Here is a 19,460-nt window from a genome sequence, read left to right on the forward strand (position 1 = left end):
TCGCCCTCCTTCCAGCCCAAAGTGTTGAATCAGCTAAACTAAATACGCAAAATAAAATCTGCTAGCAAAAACGATGGGTAGTACATGAAGAATTACCGCAGTTATGCCGTTATTGCCTTTAGCGGCGCATTAGTTTGGCTTTTTACATTTTCACTCTGGTATGACTTACATGCTCTGGTGGTTAAGGATGATAAAAAAGAGCTCAAGGCCTCGAACGTGAATCTGATACCCACCGCACCTCTTCCTGATTTCAGCAGCTATGAAGATGTCGGTGAAAAGAAAGAAGCGTTTTTCTCTTACTTGCTGCCATTGGTGCAACAAGCCAATCGACAAATCAAAGAAGAGCGCCAGTTCATCCAAATGATGCAGCGTCAAACCACATTCTCGACGGAAGATACCGCTCGCCTGCAACGCTTGGCGGAAACTTATCGAGTGCCGTTTGACGACGCTTTCAACAACGACTTTTTCAAACTGATGCTGCGCAGAGTGGATACGATTCCACCCTCTCTGGTGCTGGCGCAGGCGGCCAATGAGTCCGGCTGGGGAGGCTCCCGCTTCGCCCGTGAAGGCAACAACTTATTCGGACAGTGGTGCTTCAAGCCCGGATGCGGCATTGAGCCCGCGCAGCGCGCCTCTCACCTGCAGCACGAAGTCGCGCGTTTCGATACGGTTTACCACTCTGTGATGAGCTACATGCGCAACCTCAACCGGAATCTGCACTATATCGACCTTCGTAAAACCAGAGAAAAACTCCGAGCTCAAGGGCTCGCTGTCACCGGACAAAGCCTGACCCCAGGCCTGGCGAAATACTCTACCCGGGGAGAAGCTTATATTGCGGAAATACAGGGTATGATCCGCGCCAATGATCTGGAGAAGTACGACCAACCCAGTGACGCCGCAACGCTTTGATCAACCGAAGTTACCGGATGGAAACGCGACCATTGGTTATTTAATTCAGAAATTCCTGCCGGGGTTGCGTAAAATGAAATGGATTCCACCCGACTATGGGACACACTATGAGCATCAATCTAGCCCGTAACCGCTTCTCCGAGACAGCTCGTTTCGAATCAGAAAATCCTCCACCGGTTTCTGGCGCCCAGTTGTGGAAAAAGTTGGGCGCAGCCGCCTCCGCCGCCGGCGTTACAACGGTAGAGCATGCATTAACGCTCTATTACACCGCCGCATCGCCCAACACGCCGGTATGGTGTAAGACCGTCATCTACGGCGCTCTGGGGTATTTTATATCGCTGATAGACGGCATTCCTGACCTGACGCCCATTCTGGGCTATACCGACGACCTCACGGTTATGGCCGGCGCTATCGCCACGATCGCTGCACATATTACCCCTGAAATACGACGCCAGGCGCAGGAAAAAACGGCAGCCTGGTTCAAAACCGACAAGAAGCAGACATCTCAGCAAGGGAGCAATTGATGGCGGTATCGCAAGTACACTGACCCACACCACACAAGAACCGGAGGGCGACTCGCCCAGCCGGAGAATAAACGCCGAAAGAGCGACAGGCGACCTGAAAACATTCGCCTGGATAATCAAAAATAAGACTTCCTGAAAACACAATAACGAGATATTTCGACGAATGTTGAGCTTTCTTCCACATTGGCTAAGAGGCGTTCTAGCCGTCCTCTTGATCCTGCTTTCAACGACTATTTTATTTCCTTTCGTGCTAGCGCTGGCTTTTATCAAGCTGCTGATACCGATTAGCGTTACACGTAAATACTGCACCATCATGCTGATCGGCATCGCTGGACTGTGGATCAATATCAATAATGGGCTGCTGTATCTTCTTCACAACATTCAGTGGGATGTGGAAGGGGATACCGATCTCAACCCCAATGACTGGTATTTGGTCACCTGCAATCACCAAACCTGGGCGGATATCCCCATTGTACAGCGGGTGCTTAACGGCAAAGTTCCGATGCTGAAATTTTTCCTAAAGCAGGAGCTGATTTGGGTGCCGTTAATTGGCGTGGCCTGGTGGGCGCTGGATTTTCCATTCATGAAGCGCTACTCCCGGGAACAAATTGAGCGCAACCCCGCATTGAAAGGCAAAGACCTGGAAACCACCAAAAAAGCCTGTGAGAAGTTTAAATATACTCCTGTCACCGTGTTCAACTTCCTGGAGGGCACACGCTTTACCCAGGCCAAGCACGATCATCAAAAATCGCCCTATAAGCACCTGCTAAAGCCCAAAGCCGGCGGCGCCGCGTTTGTTTTGGGGGCGATGGGAGAACATCTGCACACGATGCTCAATATCACCATTCATTACCCCGGCAAAGCGCTTGGATTTTGGGGGCTAGCGTCAGGGCGAATCAAAAAGGTCGTGATACGCATTGAGAAAATCCGTATTCCTGATCAGTTTCTCAGCCGGGACTATATGAACGATGAGGAGTTTCGCTCAGAGTTTCAGGAGTGGATCGCACAGCTATGGCGAAGAAAAGACGAGCAGTTGGAGCAGCTTCACCAGCAATACGCATCTTGAAGCCAGCAAATAGGCTTTTATGAAAGCGAATAACCTGAACGCGATTATTCACGTTCAAAGCGGACACTAAAAACAAAAAAGGAGGGCTAACCCTCCTTTTTCTAATACTGCCTCATGCCACGTATGACGAGTTTATTTCCTTCCCGACCGTCTCAACGCCGCAGGAGTAAAGTCCTGTGAGCTGGCGTCCAGATTGAACTCATACCCCTTCGGCTCTTCATTGGTTAAACCCAGAGCCAAATAGCGTCCGGAAAGCAGGTCATACAACACTTCTGCGGAGAACCAGGATATCTTCTGATCGTAGAAGTACACATGGTGTCCTTCCGCAACGCGCCATAGCTCGCCACGGCCGTCATAATGATCCGCCAAGCCGATTTGCCAGGTATCCTCGTCAACATAGAAAACGCGTTTCGCGTAGATATGTCTGGCGCCTGCCTTCAAAGTGCCTTCCACCACCCATACGCGGTGTAATTCGTAACGCGCCATATCCTGATTCAAATGACCAGGCTGCACCAGTTCAGAATACTTCACTTTTTTCGAGCTGAGATCGTAGGCGTTATAAGGCAGATAAATTTCCTTCTTGCCCAGTACTTTCCAGTCATAACGATCCGGCGCGCCGTTGAACATATCGAAGTTATCAGTGGTGCGCAGGCCGTCTGAAGCGGTGCCCGGGCCGTCGTAGGCGACCTGAGGGGCGCGACGCACGCGACGCTGGCCTTCGTTATAGATCCAGGCGCGGCGAGGCTCCTTGACCTGGTTCAGAGTTTCATGCACCAACAATACGTTGCCCGCCAGTCGTGCGGGAGATTCTATTTCTTGCTTGAAATAGAAAATAACGTTGGGGTCCGCGCCAGACTTGTAGTCAGACAATGAGCTGACATAGCTTAGCTGTTCGGAGAATATAACTGGCGTGAAATCGCCGTTCGCCAAAGGCGTCACCTGCGCCACGCGCCGACTCAACGAGCCGCCGCGCCAGCGGGTGATGTGGTTCCAGATAATCTGTTTGGCCTGATCGGATGAGCTGCCGCTCAAGATGGGAAACGCCACCGCCATCTGGTAGTCAGTGATGCCGTTGCCGTCCGCCACCAGCTCGACAGAAGTCGCGTTGTTCTTCGCCGCATCATAGACCTTCTGATCATAGGCGGAAGTACGATGGGTGGGATACACCTTGATCTTGTAGCTGCCCGGGTATTTCTTCAGCATCGCCATCTGACCGGCGGACAGATGATCTTTATACTGATCCGCATTGGACGCGCTTATCACGAACTTGGGCTTTTCAGCTGCGAACGGATTAATGTAATCAACGCCGTCATAACCAGCAGGAATTGTCTTTAAGCCACCATCCCAGGCTGGAATGCTTCCATCAGCATTACCCGCTTTTTCCGCACCGACAGGCGTCAACGTATCGCCCAATTTAGAAGCTTCGCCCGCTGGGACTTTGGCCCAGGCGAGAGAAGACGATATCGCCAGCGCTAATGCGCTGAGTTTTATTATTGCATTCAATCTCATTGAGGCTACCTCATAAACCTTAAATAACTTGTCTAAACCCTAAAATGATACCGATACGCTTGCAGAAACGTTGTCCCGGTCATTGAGGTAATTGTACGGCTCGCCCCCGAAGTAGTTGGTGTAGCCAATGGAGGCGGAATACTTGTTCAGATAGACGCCCTTCAAAGTCAGGCCTACCGCTTTAGAGCCTTCTTTGAAAGGCGCTCCAGGCTCCGGCGCATAACCTTTGACGTCGTGACTCCACGCCAGTGACGGCTCTAAGTTAATGCCTGCGAAAACATTCGGATAATCAAGCGTGAAGCGCATGCGATAGCCTGCGGAGAAGTCGGTGACGAAACCTTCGTCCTCACAGAAAGAAGGATTAAGGTTCACCGCCTCACAACTGGCGCCGGAATCATTCACGACCGGCCCTGTACCATATGTGCTATCGCGCCCATAACGAGAGTTGTTCGGCAGGTCATGCACAAATACTGCGCCAACCTCCGAGACGAACGTCAGTCTGCTCGCCCCCAGTATCTGGTCGATAAACTTGATAAAAGTCACTTGCGCCTGTGTCACCGCGAACTCATCGTATCCCCGAATAGTATCCCCGGCAGAGGCGCCAGCATCGTAAAAAGCGCTGTAGGGCTGGTTTTTACTCGCTGCTGTTAACTCAAATGAGTTTTTCTGGATGGGCAGTTTTGGTCTGTGAGTAACCTCACCGCCTATTGACCAGCCACTATCAGTACTAGTGTTAAAGCTGATACCGAAAAGCTGAATGTCTTCAGGGTACTCAATAAAGTACTTAGCGCCAACACCACCACTGCCTGAGCCTTTCACGAAAGAGGCGTACGGCAGCCTGCTGTGATAGTTAATGTAGTAGAAGCCAAATTCAGTATCGCCTAAATCTGCAGCATACCAACGCACCGCCAAACCATATTGGCCATTATTATCAGGCTCACGATCACCAAGCCTTTCATTTACCAAAGACCCGGTGCCGGCATCAAGATTAATCACCTGTGATTCAGGGAGCTGGGCCGTAGTAACAATTCCACCACAGCCATCAGCAGCGGAATCACTATTAGAGAAGAATGTGCCGCAAGGATCCGCTTCCGCCTTTTCCCACTCAATTTGATAAAAGAACTCAGTAGTCAGATCTTCGGATAGACCAACGGATGTATAGAACATATTAACGGGAAGCAGAACGTCCTTAACTTCAGCACCAGGCGCACGAGCTGCAGAGGCGTCTATCGGATTGATAATATTTACGCCACCGAGTATAAACGTACTTTCACCCCAACTGACCACTTGCCGTCCCAATCTGGCGTTCACCGGCGTATCGCCGAAATACCAGTCCCCCCAGAAATAAGCATCAAGAAAGCGCACATCCGCACCCGCCTGCTCCAACGCCTGATCATTCAGTGGCCGTGTCTGGCCGACTTCATCATACGCTCGGCCTTCATCCATTAACTCTTTGTCGTAAAAGTAACGCAAGCGCGTAAAACCGCCATAGTCGCCATAACGCAACATCAGGTCGGAGGTACCTTTGATAATTTTTGAGTAGGTTTCGCCTTGCTTAAAGTTCCAGTTTCCGTTGTCACTATTATGAGACGAAGCTGCTTCTGAATACGGCCCTGGACAGCCCGAGCCACCCTCACAAAGCCCCTGATTACCAGGACTCAACTGATTCTTGTCGCGATCGGATATCCGCCAGCTAGCTCCGGCGGTGAGGGTGGTGTCCAGCGAGCCTTCAATGTCGCCCAGATAAAATTGAAACGCCTGCGCCGGAGCAGAGATTATCGCCGCCACTGCGGCGGCCAACGGTAATTTGGTCCACTGACGCCAACGTTTATTTTTATTTATCATCGAACGCTACTCCGTTATTTTTCTCAGATCTTCATGCCATGCAGGAAGACGTTCTGTGTAAACCCAATTTTTGTTTGTTTTATTATCGACCCCTAGAAGATGTAATAGACGTGAAATCACGGCGGGATCTTCTACGATGAAAGTCTCATACACTATAGACGCTAATGCCCGGATTCACCAATAGTCTAAATAAAAAACGCAAGTTATGAAAAAATAAGAAAGTTATGGCTTTTATTCAGGATTTTCAGGCGGCAAACAAATAGCAAATTCGACCTGTTTTAGCATGGGTATTTTTTACGGTATTTATGTCATATAAGAATTGATAAACAGGTCGCAAAATCTATCTCATTCCCCTATCTATTTATGCTTTAGCCCTAACGAAAAACTATCCCGCTCCCTTACGTTGCATTTGCAACGTAAGGGAGACATGATGAATCCAAGGTCAGACGGCTAAGCCGTCAACAAAAAAACAAGAGAAACACACCAAAAACAATAGGAGAAAAACATGAATGCGAGAGAGGTTGTAATTGTGTCGGGAGCCAGAACCCCAATGGGCGGTTTTCAGGGTTCCCTGAGTTCATTGACCGCTGTGGAGCTGGCCGCTGCGTCTATTAAAGAAGCCATTTCCCGCGCCAGCCTGCAACCTGACGACATTCAGGAAGTCATCATGGGCTGCGTTCTTCCCGCAGGCCTGAAGCAAGGCCCCGCGAGACAGGCCATGCTGGACGCCGGCATTCCCAACTCTACAGGCGCCACCACAATCAACAAGCTATGCGGCTCCGGCATGAAAGCCACCATGCTCGCGCATGACCTGATTGTCGCCGGGACTAACGAAGTCATGATTGCCGGCGGTATGGAAAGCATGAGCAACGCGCCTTATCTGCTGCCAAAGGCCCGTTCAGGCTATCGCATGGGCCATGGCGAAGTAAAAGACCACATGTTCCTTGATGGACTGGAAGACGCCAAAACCGGACGCCTGATGGGCTCATTCGCTGAGGAAGTCGCCGGTAAGTTCGGTATCACCCGCGAGCGGATGGATGATTTCGCCATCAGATCGTTGAAACTTGCCCAGGACGCGATTGAAAGCGGCGCGCTGAAGGACGAAATTGTTCCTGTCACAGTATCGTCGCGCAAGGGCGACTTCCTGGTAGAGCATGACGAGCAGCCAGGCTCAGCCAATCTTGAAAAGATTCCCACACTGAGACCCGCATTTCAGAAAGACGGCTCCATCACTGCCGCCAACTCGAGCTCTATTTCCGACGGCGCTTCCGCCATGGTATTGATGAGTCGTGAGGAAGCTGACCGCCGCGGCGCGAAGCCTTTCGCCAAAATCGTCGCTCACAGCACCCATTCCCAGGCTCCTTCAGAGTTCACCATTGCCCCTATCGGCGCCATTCAAAAGGTTCTGCAGAAAGCGGGCTGGTCTAAGGATGAAGTCGATCTGTTTGAAATCAACGAAGCTTTCGCCATGGTGACCATGCTGGCGATTCAGGAGTTGGGCTTGGATGGAGAGAAAGTCAATGTGTTCGGCGGCGCCTGCGCTCAGGGCCATCCCGTTGGCTCAACCGGCTCACGAATCATCATTACCCTCATGCATGCACTGAAGCGTCTAGGCAAGAAGCGCGGCGTAGCGGCGCTCTGTATCGGCGGAGGCGAAGCAACTGCAGTCGCCATTGAGCTTATCTAATCAGATAATGCCCATTAAATATGACAAGGGGCCGTATTCGGCCCCTTGTCATTACTGAGAAATATCAGGGACGGTGCGGCGACGCCAAGTATTCCTGAGACTGCATTTCCAGCAATCGACTCTCTGTTCTCTCAAATTCAAATTTGAGTCGCTCGCCCTGGTATATTTCATTAATGGCGGCGGCGGCGGAAATAATCACTTTTACGCGGCGATCATAAAACTCGTCTACCAAGTTAATAAATCTCCGCGCCTGATCTTCTTTATTGGCCTCAAGCACAGGGACGTTGCTTACCAGCACCGCGTGAAACTCACGCGCCAGCTCTATGTAGTCGTTCTGACTGCGGGGCCCATCGCACAGCTCTTTAAAGTCAAACCAGATAACGTCATCCGCCCGACGTATCGCGTTCAACTTGCGACCATTAATCAGAATATCGGTTTGGTGAGCCCCTGCTTCCACGGCCAAACGCTCATAACTTTGCGCCAGGCTCAGCTGGGCGTCTTCATCCAGAGGATAGTGATAGAGCTCCGCCTGTTGCAGCGTTCGCAGACGATAGTCCGTACCGCCGTCAACATTCACCACTTCGGTATGTTGATTCAACAAAGCGATTGCGGGCAGAAAGCGTTGCCGCTGTAAACCGTCTTTATACAAGCCGTCAGGTACGATGTTCGAAGTGCACACCAATGAAACGCCCCGCTCAAACAAAGCTTCAAGCAAGGTGGCGAGGATCATGGCGTCGCCAATATCGGTGACAAAGAACTCATCAAAGCAGATGACCCGCGCGTCACGACTGAAGTTATCAGCGACGATCTCCAGCGGATTCTTTTCCCCTTTAAGCTGCTTCAACTCCTGATGCACCCTCTGCATGAAGCGATGAAAGTGCACGCGCATTTTGCGTTTAAAAGGCAGACACTCATAAAAAGTGTCCATCAGATAGGTTTTGCCACGCCCGACGCCCCCCCAGAAGTACAAGCCCTTCTCGGGAGTGGTATCCGCTTTGGTCAGTCCGATTTTTCGCGCCAGACGCTGAATACGGCTAGCCTGAAGACGTTTGCTTTCCGCCGCCGTCAGGCGTTCAAACAGCACCTGCAGCTTTTCAACCGCCATTTCCTGAGCGGGATCATAGGAGAAATCCTGGCGTTCGAGATCTTGTCGATACTTTTCAATAGGAGTCGTCACTGCCTGACTCGCCTCACTGATAAATGATGTTCAAGTCGCCAACTAATTATAGTTGGCCGAAATTGCGCGCTTATTTTGCCTTTTTCTAAACATATTGACTACACAGGTAAGGGATATTCCCGACCCCTTCGCATGCCGCGTCGTTGCGAGGGTCCAGTGCGACCAAAAGCTACCCGCCAGCAATGGAAATCGAGGCGCTTTTGTCGTTATACTACCTCACTCCTCCGGTTCACAATTCCTTGCAAATTTAAGTGTTGAAAGAATTATGGGATCTACCATTGTTATAGCGGCGGTAACTTTTCTGGTCGGTTTAGGCCTGGGCGTTCTGCTGCACAAGCTGCTGCACTCTGAAACCGCTAAAAACCGGCGTTTGGAACGCCAGATCGATCATCTGCAGGATCAACACACCCGCTATCAAGCGGAAGTCGCCGAGCACTTCTCTCGTACAGCGGAGATGCTGGGCAAGCTTAACGCCAACTATCGCGATATATTCAATCATCTGGCTGTCGGCGCCGAGCGCTTATGCAGCGACAGCGAATTCAAGTCGCTGGTGTCGTCCGCCACGCCTTCGCTATCCGTGAAGCGTAAAGAGGGCAAAAACAAAGCTGAAGAAGATACAGTCTTTGAACCGCCTCGGGATTACGCCCCCAAAGCGGACCCTAAAGAAAAAGGCACTCTATCGGAGGATTATGGGTTCGAAAGCCGGTCGCATAATTCACCAGAAGCCGCTTCTGAAGGCGAGAAATACTAGTCCGCCTTCATGCGCGATAATCCGGTTAAACCGGGTTATCGCCATCGAAGAAACTCACTTCCACATCTACGCTACCAGCAAGCGCTTTACCAAGAGCCTGCACCCCATAGCGCTCTGTCGCATGATGCCCCGCAGCGACATATACAATTCCCTGCTCTCGAGCGCTGTGCACAGTCTGCTCTGATATTTCACCGCTTAAATAAACATCCACCCCCATACTGACCGCCTGATCGATAAACCCTTGCGCCCCACCAGTACACCAGGCGACGGTGCTGACCACTTGGTCTCGGTCATCACCAATAATCAAAGGCGCACGCTGTAAACGGCTGGCAAGATGTTCGGACAAGTCGCTGACAGTCATTGGCTGAGGCAATGCGCCCCGCCACAACAACCCATCCACATCCCCCGCTTTCACCCTGCTCTCAACGGTAAAGCCCAGGTGCGCAGCCAGCGCGGCGTTATTGCCATAGTCAGGATGAATATCCAGCGGAAGGTGGTAGGCGATCAGATTAATGTCGTGTTGCAACAGTTTAGCGATGCGCCTGCGCTTCATACCGACAATCGCCGCGCTTTCGCCTTTCCAGAAATACCCATGGTGCACCAGCACCGCATCAGCGCCTTGCTCAATCGCAGCGTCCAGCAACTGCTCGCTGGCCGTAACGCCGCACAGTATTTTGCGGACATCCTTGCGCCCTTCCACCTGCAAACCATTAGGGCAGTAGTCCCTGATCCGGTCCGGTTGTAACCAGTTGTTCAGCAGTGTCATTATTGTCGAGATATCAGTCATGGCCTACTCCTCCATCGTTGCAGTTATGTTAACATTCCGCGCCAGTGCCGCCAAAGAACGAGAAAAATGAGACAGTTAGCAGCCTATGGAATCGCCGTGGCAATTGGTTTGTTAGCCGCTGGCGCTTATCTCTTTTTTATGAAGCATCCGACGTCGCAGCCCCAGCCGGCATTGACTTCATTCGCCGACGCCGTTGAGCAGACGCTGCCTTCCGTCGTCAATATCTACAGCGAAGAACCCAACCCCGCGCTGTCCGACGCTATTTGGAACAACCCCTTATTCTCCAACTACTCCAAGAATATTACGCCCCCGGAGCCCACGTTAAGCAGACTGGGCTCCGGCGTCATCATCGATAAACAAGGGCATATCCTGACCAATTACCATGTGGTTAAGTCCACAGAACTGATCAGGATCATGCTGTCCGATGGCCGGGAAACCCCCGCAGAAATCGTAGGCCTGGACAGTGAAGCCGACCTCGCCGTACTGAAACCCAAACAGGACGGACTTCAGGCAATCCCGGTCAGCCAGTCTCAACCCCGAGTGGGAGATATCGTGCTGGCGATTGGCAACCCGTTTGGCGTCGGCCAGGCCGTGACGCAAGGCATCATAAGCGGACTGGGGCGGTCAAACCTGGGGCTCGCCACCTATGAAAACTATATTCAGACAGATGTCGCCATCAACCCAGGGAATTCCGGCGGCGCTTTGATTAACGCCAAAGGCGAGTTGGTCGGCATCGTCACCGCAGTGTTCTCAACTACAGGTGGCTACCAGGGCATTAGCTTCGCCATCCCCGCGCAGTCAGCCATGGCGATAGCTCAGGACTTAATCCAGTACGGACGGGTGATTCGCGGATATCTGGGAGTGGAAATGCATGAGCTGGCGCGTCATGAGGCGGATTTTTTCGGCCTCACGGACACCAATGGATTATTGATAACAGGCGTCCAGCCAGATAGCCCAGGTAGTAAAGCAGGATTAGATGCTGGCGATGTGCTTTTAATGATCAACGACATGCCCATGAGGACGTCACAGCAAGCCAGGGACTTTGTTTCACACAACAAGCCTGGAGATCAGATCAAATTGACGGTGTTCAGGCGCGGCCAGTCCGTAAATCTGACCGCCACCTTACAACAGCGCGCAGGTAATGAAGGGGATTAACCTGAGGTTATCCCCTTACCGACTCCAAAGCCTCTATCAGCGCCTTCAGCATTGCTTCATTTTCTTCGTGGCTTCCAACCGTCAAACGTAAGCACCCTGCCAGCTTGGGATGTCCGCCATCTAACAACTTAATCAAAACGCCGCGTTTTTTCATTTCACTGAAGACGGACTTGGCTGGCAAGTCGACACGCACCAAAATAAAGTTCGCCTCACTAGGGTAGACTGACACGCCAGCCACCTCTTCGAGCTTGGCGCTTAACCAGCTACGCTGCTCTCGCAGCGCTTCTGTCTGTTTCACGAACGCTGGGAAATGCCGGATAGCAGTCAGTACCGCGTTTTGCGTCAGACAGTTGATGTTGTAAGGAAGACGTACTTTATTCAGTTGCTCAATCCATTCCTGAGCGCCAAACAGCATTCCGAAACGTAGTCCCGCCAATCCAACCTTCGAGAAGGTTCGCATCACCACAACATTGTCGTATTCGCTGGCCCAGCTCATATAATCCGCGTCGGTAAAAGCTGTGTACGCCTCATCAATCACCACCAGTCCAGGACTTAGGGCAACAATCTGACGCAGCGTTTCATCGTCAAACAGGTTGCCTGTTGGATTGTTAGGCTGAGCAATAAAAACCAGTGCGGGCTGATGACGTTTGATTGCGTCCAGCGTCGCCTGAGCGTCTATCTGGAATTCGTCATTCAGCGGAACGCCCACATACTCTGCGCCGATGAATGTCGCAATCATTTTATACATGACGAAGCTGGGCTCAACGGAAAGAATTGTCCGTCCCGGCCCAGCGACCGCCATAGCGAGAATCTGGATGATCTCATCCGAGCCGTTGCCGAACAGCATATCTACAGCATCAGGCAAGCTATAGAGCTCCCTTAACGCCGCTCTAATAGCGCCAGCGTCAGGGTCTGGATAGCGATTAATGGCCGCATCGCGCAAATCCGCCCCTAATTCTGCTTTTAACGCAGCGGGAAAGTCGAAAGGATTTTCCATTGCATCCAGTTTGATCAGGCCTGCGGCATCTGCAACGTGATAGGCGGAAAGCGCCTGAACTTCAGGGCGCACCCACTGGGTAATTCTGTCTTTAACGGACATAAGCCTATTCCTCGACTATGCGATACTCTGCGGATCGGGCATGGGCGGTCAGCCCTTCGCCACGCGCGAGCACCGATGCAATGCGCCCGGCGTCAGAAGCGCCGCGGCTGGAAAAATTGATCAGGGAAGAACGCTTCTGGAAATCATACACGCCCAAAGGGCTTGAGAAGCGTGCGGTGCCTGACGTCGGCAATACATGGTTCGGTCCCGCGCAATAGTCGCCTAAAGCTTCCGCCGTATAACGCCCCATAAATATGGCGCCGGCATGCCTGATATCAGGCAACAACGCATCAGGATCAGCAACCGAAAGCTCCAAGTGCTCAGGCGCGATAAGGTTAACCACCTCAACAGCATCTTTAAGATCAGCGACTTTAATATAAGCCCCCCGCTCTTTTAAAGACACAGAAATAATATCCTTACGCTCCATACCCGGCAGCAGCTTCTCGATTGAGGCCTTCACCGCAGACAGGCAGTTCGCGTCAGGAGAAATAAGAATCGCCTGCGCATCCTGATCGTGCTCCGCCTGAGAGAACAGATCCATAGCGATCCAGTCTGGGTCCGTACCGCCATCGCAGACCACGCAGATTTCCGAAGGGCCGGCGATCATGTCGATGCCAACGGTCCCGAACACCATACGCTTCGCCATCGCCACGTAAATATTGCCGGGACCGACAATTTTATCGACCTTGGGAACTGTTTCCGTGCCGTAAGCTAAAGCCGCCACAGCTTGCGCGCCGCCAACGGTAAACACTCGATCGACCCCCGCCACCGCCGCTGCGGCAAGCACTAATTCGTTCACTTCGCCACGCGGAGTCGGCACGGTCATAATAATAGAGCCGACTCCCGCTACTTTCGCGGGAATCGCGTTCATAAGCACGGAAGAGGGATAAGCGGCCTTGCCGCCTGGAACATAGATGCCGACGCGATCCAAGGGAACCACCTGCTGCCCCAAGACGGTCCCATCCTCCTCTTGATAGGTCCAGGAAGGCTGAGCCTGCTTTTCATGATAACGACGAATACGCTCGGCGGCGCTTTCCAGCGCGCTTTTCAACTCAGGACTAATGGAGGCGAGCGCCTGTTGCAGGCGATGATGCGGGATTTCCAAAGCGCTCATTGACGTGGCGCTCATATGATCAAAGCGATTTGTATATTCCAGCACCGCTTCATCACCACGAAGGCGCACCTCTTTCAGCACGCTCTCCACAACGCGATTCACTTCCGCGCTATCGTCTTCCTGAAAAGCCAGCAAAGCTTCCAGCTGCGACTTAAAATCCGCCTGACTGCTATCTAATTCACGCATATCTGCAGTTCGCCTCATCCGCTACTTCATTAGTGTTCGCCCACGCCGACCTCTGCCCAAGCAGAGGCTCATCACATCACTCAGCGCCCACCGCCTGCGCCAGTTTGTCGAGTATTGGCTGCAAACTGGCGTGTTTCATTTTCATTGAGGCGCTGTTGGCAATCAGCCTGGAGCTGATGTCGCATATCTTCTCGCGCGGCTCCAACCCGTTGGCCACGAGGGTATTGCCCGTATCGACAATATCTACAATTTCATCCGCCAGCCCCATCAGCGGCGCCAGTTCCATACCGCCATACAACTTGATGATGTCGACCTGGATACCCTTGCCCGCGTAATAGCGCTTGGCGATGTTGACGAACTTGGTCGCCACTTTGATACGTCCCGATTTAGGCGTTGCGCCTTTCATCGCCGCCGTCATCAAACGACAGGTGGCGATTTTGAGGTCTAACGGCTCATAGAGGCCGTCATAGCCATGCTCCATCAGCACATCCTTACCCGCCACTCCCAAATCCGCCACACCATGCTGCACGTAGGTTGGGACGTCTGTGGCGCGCAACACAACCAGCCGCACGTTGGGCTGGTTGGTGGTGAAGATCAGTTTGCGGCTTTTCTTGATATCGTCTTCCGGCTCAATACCGGCCGCCGCCAACAGCGGCAATGTGTCGTCCAGGATACGCCCCTTGGACAGGGCGATGGTGATGATCGAACTCATTACAGGATTCCGGATATTAGTGAATTGCTTCAGCCCGGCAGCCGACGAATCTTCGCGCCTAACAACTGCATTTTTTCTTCAATACACTCATAACCACGGTCGATATGATAAATGCGGTCTACAAGGGTATCCCCTTCCGCCACCAGTCCGGCGATAACCAGGCTGGCGGAAGCGCGTAAGTCCGTCGCCATAACCGGAGCGCCAGTCAAAGACTCCACCCCCTCAACGATAGCAGTATTGCCTTCCAGCTTGATCTTCGCGCCCATGCGACGCAGTTCCTGCACGTGCATGAAGCGGTTCTCAAATACGGTTTCAACAATGGCGCCCGTACCTTCCGCCACGGTGTTCATAGCGACGAACTGCGCCTGCATATCTGTTGGGAAAGCAGGATAAGGAGCAGTGCGCAAGCTTACCGCTTTCGGCCGGGCTCCTTTCATATCCAGCTCGATCCAGTCTGGGCCTGTGCTGATATGTGCGCCGGCTTCATCCAGCTTCAACAGGACCGCTTCCAAAATATCTTCACGCGTGTCTTTCACTCTAACCCGACCACGAGTCGCTGCGGCGGCCACCAGATAGGTTCCTGTCTCCACTCGATCCGGCAATACGTTGTAGCGGCAACCATGCAGACGCGGCACACCGTTAATTTCAATGGTTGAAGAGCCATGGCCGCGGATATCGGCGCCCATTGCAATCAGACACTCGGCAAGATCAATGACCTCGGGCTCACGTGCTGCGTTCTCAATTACCGTTTTACCATCCGCCAGCGTCGCCGCCATCAAAAGGTTCTCCGTGCCAGTCACCGTCACGGTATCCATATAGATATGCGCGCCTTTCAGACGACCATTGGTTTTCGCTTTGATATAGCCGCCTTCGACCAGAATATCAGCGCCCATGGCTTCCAAACCGCGAATGTGCAGATCAACGGGTCTGCTGCCAATCGCGCAACCGCCCGGCAACGAAACTTCGGCCTCGCCAAAGTGAGCCAGCATTGGCCCCAGCACCAGAATGGAAGCCCGCATGGTCTTTACCAGCTCATAAGGCGCAGTCAGATGCTTGATGGTATTGGCGTGTACTTCCACACACATTTTTTCGTCGATCATCAACTCAACGCCCATGCGGCCCAGCAGCTCGATCATGGTGGTGATGTCATTAAGGTGCGGCAGGTTGCCTATAGTGACAGGCTCGTCCGCCAACAATGTCGCAGCAAGGATTGGTAATGCGGAGTTCTTTGCGCCGGAGATACGAATATCCCCATTAAGCGGTTTGCTACCGCCGATCAATAATTTGTCCATTAAACTTACCTGGGTTGGAAAACGAATTATTTATTCGCGGCGGCCCACTCGTCGGGAGTGTATGTTTTGATTGAAACAGCGTGTACGGTGCCGTCAGCGATCAGATCATGGATGCAGCTGTACACCGCTTGCTGTTTTTTGACGGGAGAAAGGCCGGCGAAACGTTCACCGACGGCAACAACCTGATAATGATAGCCATCACCTTCTACACGGACTTCACAGTCGGACAGCTTTTCTTGCAAAATTTCTTGCAATGCTTCGGGTTGCATGCGCCCACTCCTCGTTATTCGTTAGCTGAACTAAACGAGACATTTTACCCCAAGCAGGGGCCAGGCCCAAGTTATGGATTGGAAACAATTTGCAGCGACTGCCGCAAGTTGTTTTTTGGAAGGATATTTATTTAGCTAGACTGACTCATCCGCCAATGGCAAAACAGTCTCCACTCCGCTAACCCGCGCAATATCAAACATCTTGCCGGACAGGCCTGACACACTGACATTCAAGCCTTTGGCCTCAGCAGCTGCAACTAGGCGCAATAACAATGATATCAAGACGCTTTGCGCATTTTCGACGAGAGAGACATCAATACGCAGCGGCGAAGCCGCGTCGGCGGATTGCACCGCCTTTTCGCCTTCGGCCAGCAAGTCAGCCACATTAGAGAGATCAACCGTCCCCGCAATACTGAGCGCCATCTCTCTGGATTGCGCATCCTTGGCGCAGGTCAATCTCGCCGACATTATTTCGCCTCGCCAGTCAGTTCGCCTTCTTCAATCCGGCTGGACCAGCTATCTACGACCTTGGTGATATCGCCATTGTGCACGTTAACCTGCTGCTCAAAGCGGTCTTTGAATGCTAGACCTATATTCACGCCGTTAACGATGACGTTCTCCAGTAACCATTTGTTGTTGCGATTCTTATACATTGAATAGATAACCGGGTACTTGTTGCCAGACGCGGAGATCACTTCCAAATCCACGCTTGCGCGCCCTTCATCTCTTGGATTGATGGTCGCAGCCAATACGTTGACTTTGAACTCGCCACTCTCCACCAGCGCTTTGCCATAAGCATCAAACAGACTCTTTTTGAATACTCCGACAAACTTTTCTTTCAGCTCATCACTGGCTTCTCTGCGATAACGCCCCATGACCCGCGCGGCAATCCGCTCAAAATCAACCAAATTTTGAAGCGCGCCTTCCATCACCCCATAAAACTTTTGCGGGTTCTCGTAATAAGTCTGCTTTTCTGACTGCAATTTGGTAACCAGCATTTTGGTGCTGTCCTGCACCACACTCATCACTTCCTGCTGCGCGTTGGCCTGCGCCACAACTGCAAACGCCATCATCGCCATGGCTGCAAACATGCGCCCAATATTCTTCACTGTTAACATCATGTTAATTGCCCAACTATTTCTTTGCCTGACTAGTACTAACTAAAATTCACAACTTCATTTTGAATTCAGAGATACAGCGACTTACTTACTGGTTGCAAAGTCACTTATCAGTTTCTCTAAATTAAGCGCCCCCTGCGTGCTATAAAAGAAGTCCCCTTCCTTTAGGGCTTCCTCGTCTCCACCAATAGAGACATTGATATACTTCTCTCCCAAAAGGCCTGCAGTACTAATAACTGCGACACTATCCGAACTTAGATAGTTCACATCCGCATCAATATCCATTTCCACAACAGCCTTAGACGACTTGGGATCCAGCGAAATACTGTTGACGCGCCCAATCGTGACGCCGGACAAGGACACTTTACCCCGCACTCTCAGCCCGCCCACATCAGTAAATTCCGCATACAACTTGTAGGTATCCTGCGTCGGACTCAGTGACAGCCCACTCACTTCCAGCGCCAATAGGAACAACGCCCCAATGCCGGCGACGATGAACGCCCCTACAGATATCTCCAGCGTACGAATCCGCATATTAAAAATCTCCAAACATTACGGCGGTCAAAATAAAATCCAATCCAAGCACAGCTAACGATGAATACACGACGGTCTTGGTCGTCGCAGAGCTGATGCCTTCAGAAGTAGGGACCGAATCATACCCCTGAAAAACGGCGATCCAGGTACACACGACGCCGAACACGATGCTCTTGATAATCCCGTTGAGAATGTCGTCGGAGAAGTCCACAGACGCCTGCATGTTGCTCCAGAACGAGCCTTCATAGACGCCCAGCCACTCTACTCCCACCATTTTACCGCCCCAGACGCCCACCACGCTAAATATCATGGCCAACATCGGCATCGCGATAAACCCGGCAAGCAGTCGCGGCGCAATAATCTGCCGCAATGGGTCGACCCCCATCATTTCCAGGCTGGATAATTGCTCAGTCGCCTTCATTAACCCAATTTCAGCAGTCAGCGCAGAGCCGGCGCGTCCTGCAAATAATAACGCGGTCACTACCGGCCCGAGCTCACGCACCAGCGTCAGGGCGATCATCTGGCCAATAGCCTGCTCTGAACCATAGTCCACCAAAATATTGTAGCCCTGAAGGCCAAGCACCATGCCAATGAACAGCCCGCTAACGACAATTATCACCAGCGAGAGAACGCCAACTGAATAAAGCTGCTTGAGCAGTAGCGGCAAGCCTTTCATCCGTGGAGCGCCCAGTAACGACCCCACCAAAAATATTCCCGCCCGACCTAGCGAGCCGAGCGAAAGCAGGGCGTTTCTACCAAGCCTTTGTAGAAAATCCAGCATCCTGGTCTCCTCGTAACAAATCCTCCGCATAGTCTGTCGCGGGAAAATGGAAAGGCACAGGCCCATCCGGCAAACCATTGAGGAACTGCTTGACGAAAGCATTCCCGCTGGAGCGCAATTCTTGTGGGCTACCCTGCCCCATCACCTTACCGTCGGCGACAATGCAAAGATGGTCCGTAATACTCAATGACTCCTGAATATCGTGAGACACAACCACACTGGTCAGCCCCAACGCATCATTGAGCAAGCGAATCAGCTGGACAATCACCCCCATAGCAATAGGATCCTGTCCAGTAAAAGGCTCATCGTACATCACCATTTCAGGGTCCATAGAGATAGCCCGCGCCAAAGCCACGCGACGAGCCATACCGCCAGACAACTCGCTTGGCATCAAATCACGCGCGCCGCGCAGCCCCACTGCGTGCAGCTTCATCAACACCAAGTCACGAATCATTGCTTCCGGTAGCTGAGTGTGGATCCGCAAAGGAAATGCGACATTCTCAAAGACATTGATGTCCGAAAAGAGCGCGCCGGACTGAAACAACATTCCCATACGCTCGCGCAGTTCATATAGCTCTTTGCGCTTCAGCTTCGGCACATTAAAGCCATTCACCCAAATGTCGCCTTTGTCAGGCTTCAATTGGCCGCCAATCAATTTAAGTAGAGTAGTCTTGCCCGTACCGCTGGGCCCCATGATGGTGGTGACCTTGCCTTTGGGTATATCGATGTCTACGTTATCGTAGATAAGCCTGTCGCCTCTGGCGAAGGTAAGCCCCCTGACTTCCACGTAATTGGAGGGGTTTTGCGTCATCTAAAATCACCTTAATCGCCCAGTCCGCGTAAACGCCCCCTTCCTGGAAGCATTAAGTATCCTAAAAACATAACCTTACGGCGGCTTTAGCGTTTCTGCCAAAAATAGCCTAAACAGCTGCGGAATATATCAGA

20 protein-coding genes are annotated in these 19,460 nt (G+C 52.0%); 6 read left to right on the forward strand and 14 right to left on the reverse strand.

Features of this window, described 5'->3' with window-relative positions:
* The first annotated feature begins 84 nt into the window (after nucleotides 1-84).
* The 3 genes from KP814_RS01225 to KP814_RS01235 all read left to right on the forward strand — a co-directional run bounded on the left by KP814_RS01225 (nucleotide 85) and on the right by KP814_RS01235 (nucleotide 2,499).
* Entirely contained in the window at nucleotides 85-909 is an 825-nt protein-coding gene (locus KP814_RS01225; RefSeq protein ID WP_216735036.1) for a glucosaminidase domain-containing protein, read from the forward strand.
* 107 nt (nucleotides 910-1,016) lie between these two features.
* Nucleotides 1,017-1,433, forward strand: coding sequence for a YkvA family protein (locus KP814_RS01230; RefSeq protein ID WP_216735037.1), 417 nt, complete (start codon nucleotides 1,017-1,019; stop codon nucleotides 1,431-1,433).
* 163 nt (nucleotides 1,434-1,596) lie between these two features.
* Entirely contained in the window at nucleotides 1,597-2,499 is a 903-nt protein-coding gene (locus tag KP814_RS01235; protein ID WP_216735038.1) for an acyltransferase, read from the forward strand.
* Between the two features lie 132 nt (nucleotides 2,500-2,631).
* Here the strand turns inward: KP814_RS01235 and KP814_RS01240 are convergent, their stop codons facing one another.
* Nucleotides 2,632-4,008 carry a DUF1329 domain-containing protein gene (locus tag KP814_RS01240; protein WP_216735039.1) on the reverse strand — a complete coding sequence of 459 codons (1,377 nt, stop codon included), beginning with the start codon at nucleotides 4,006-4,008 and terminating at the stop codon, nucleotides 2,632-2,634.
* Between the two features lie 39 nt (nucleotides 4,009-4,047).
* Complete coding sequence (locus KP814_RS01245) at nucleotides 4,048-5,853, reverse strand: DUF1302 domain-containing protein (protein ID WP_216735040.1); 1,806 nt, start codon at nucleotides 5,851-5,853, stop codon at nucleotides 4,048-4,050.
* A gap of 505 nt (nucleotides 5,854-6,358) precedes the next feature.
* Between KP814_RS01245 and KP814_RS01250 the strand changes: the two genes are divergently transcribed.
* Entirely contained in the window at nucleotides 6,359-7,540 is a 1,182-nt protein-coding gene (locus tag KP814_RS01250) for a thiolase family protein (RefSeq protein ID WP_216735041.1), read from the forward strand.
* 64 nt (nucleotides 7,541-7,604) lie between these two features.
* Here KP814_RS01250 and zapE read toward each other — a convergent pair whose 3' ends face one another.
* Nucleotides 7,605-8,717, reverse strand: a complete 1,113-nt coding sequence (gene zapE / locus KP814_RS01255; RefSeq protein ID WP_216735042.1) for a cell division protein ZapE — start codon at nucleotides 8,715-8,717, stop codon at nucleotides 7,605-7,607.
* A 265-nt stretch (nucleotides 8,718-8,982) separates the two neighbouring features.
* Here zapE and KP814_RS01260 point away from each other — a divergent pair, with 265 nt between their 5' ends.
* Nucleotides 8,983-9,468, forward strand: coding sequence for a YhcB family protein (locus KP814_RS01260; protein ID WP_216735043.1), 486 nt, complete (start codon nucleotides 8,983-8,985; stop codon nucleotides 9,466-9,468).
* Nucleotides 9,469-9,493: 25 nt separating this feature from the next.
* On the opposite strand, the gene KP814_RS01265 is transcribed toward KP814_RS01260, so the two are convergent.
* Entirely contained in the window at nucleotides 9,494-10,255 is a 762-nt protein-coding gene (locus tag KP814_RS01265) for a Nif3-like dinuclear metal center hexameric protein (RefSeq protein WP_216735044.1), read from the reverse strand.
* Nucleotides 10,256-10,321: 66 nt separating this feature from the next.
* Between KP814_RS01265 and KP814_RS01270 the strand changes: the two genes are divergently transcribed.
* The gene (locus KP814_RS01270) at nucleotides 10,322-11,410 is read left to right on the forward strand and encodes a S1C family serine protease (protein ID WP_216735045.1); all 1,089 of its coding nucleotides are present in this window, start codon (nucleotides 10,322-10,324) and stop codon (nucleotides 11,408-11,410) included.
* Nucleotides 11,411-11,417: 7 nt separating this feature from the next.
* Here KP814_RS01270 and hisC read toward each other — a convergent pair whose 3' ends face one another.
* The 10 genes from hisC to KP814_RS01320 all read right to left on the reverse strand — a co-directional run bounded on the left by hisC (nucleotide 11,418) and on the right by KP814_RS01320 (nucleotide 19,326).
* Nucleotides 11,418-12,509 carry a histidinol-phosphate transaminase gene (gene hisC / locus KP814_RS01275; protein ID WP_216735046.1) on the reverse strand — a complete coding sequence of 364 codons (1,092 nt, stop codon included), beginning with the start codon at nucleotides 12,507-12,509 and terminating at the stop codon, nucleotides 11,418-11,420.
* A gap of 4 nt (nucleotides 12,510-12,513) precedes the next feature.
* Nucleotides 12,514-13,809, reverse strand: a complete 1,296-nt coding sequence (gene hisD, locus KP814_RS01280; RefSeq protein WP_216735047.1) for a histidinol dehydrogenase — start codon at nucleotides 13,807-13,809, stop codon at nucleotides 12,514-12,516.
* 76 nt (nucleotides 13,810-13,885) lie between these two features.
* A complete protein-coding gene (gene hisG / locus KP814_RS01285; RefSeq protein WP_216735048.1) occupies nucleotides 13,886-14,521 on the reverse strand; it encodes an ATP phosphoribosyltransferase in 636 nt (211 codons plus the stop codon).
* Between the two features lie 29 nt (nucleotides 14,522-14,550).
* Nucleotides 14,551-15,813: a UDP-N-acetylglucosamine 1-carboxyvinyltransferase gene (gene murA / locus KP814_RS01290; protein WP_216735049.1), complete on the reverse strand. Its 1,263-nt coding sequence runs from the start codon at nucleotides 15,811-15,813 to the stop codon at nucleotides 14,551-14,553.
* A 26-nt stretch (nucleotides 15,814-15,839) separates the two neighbouring features.
* Nucleotides 15,840-16,082, reverse strand: a complete 243-nt coding sequence (locus KP814_RS01295) for a BolA family protein (RefSeq protein ID WP_127968995.1) — start codon at nucleotides 16,080-16,082, stop codon at nucleotides 15,840-15,842.
* Between the two features lie 135 nt (nucleotides 16,083-16,217).
* Nucleotides 16,218-16,550 (reverse strand): lipid asymmetry maintenance protein MlaB, encoded by a 333-nt coding sequence (locus KP814_RS01300; RefSeq protein WP_216735050.1) that lies wholly within the window; start codon nucleotides 16,548-16,550, stop codon nucleotides 16,218-16,220.
* Entirely contained in the window at nucleotides 16,550-17,203 is a 654-nt protein-coding gene (locus KP814_RS01305; RefSeq protein ID WP_216735051.1) for a phospholipid-binding protein MlaC, read from the reverse strand. The genes KP814_RS01300 and KP814_RS01305 overlap by 1 nt, the downstream gene beginning before the upstream one ends.
* Nucleotides 17,204-17,284: 81 nt before the next feature.
* Nucleotides 17,285-17,734, reverse strand: a complete 450-nt coding sequence (gene mlaD, locus KP814_RS01310) for an outer membrane lipid asymmetry maintenance protein MlaD (RefSeq protein WP_216735052.1) — start codon at nucleotides 17,732-17,734, stop codon at nucleotides 17,285-17,287.
* Between the two features lies 1 nt (nucleotide 17,735).
* Nucleotides 17,736-18,515 carry a lipid asymmetry maintenance ABC transporter permease subunit MlaE gene (mlaE, locus tag KP814_RS01315; RefSeq protein ID WP_216735053.1) on the reverse strand — a complete coding sequence of 260 codons (780 nt, stop codon included), beginning with the start codon at nucleotides 18,513-18,515 and terminating at the stop codon, nucleotides 17,736-17,738.
* The gene (locus tag KP814_RS01320) at nucleotides 18,487-19,326 is read right to left on the reverse strand and encodes an ATP-binding cassette domain-containing protein (RefSeq protein ID WP_216735054.1); all 840 of its coding nucleotides are present in this window, start codon (nucleotides 19,324-19,326) and stop codon (nucleotides 18,487-18,489) included. Before KP814_RS01320 ends, mlaE begins: the two co-directional genes overlap by 29 nt.
* Nucleotides 19,327-19,460: the final 134 nt, after the last annotated feature.

Source organism: Hahella sp. HN01 (genome assembly GCF_018986435.1).
Lineage (GTDB): Bacteria > Pseudomonadota > Gammaproteobacteria > Pseudomonadales > Oleiphilaceae > Hahella.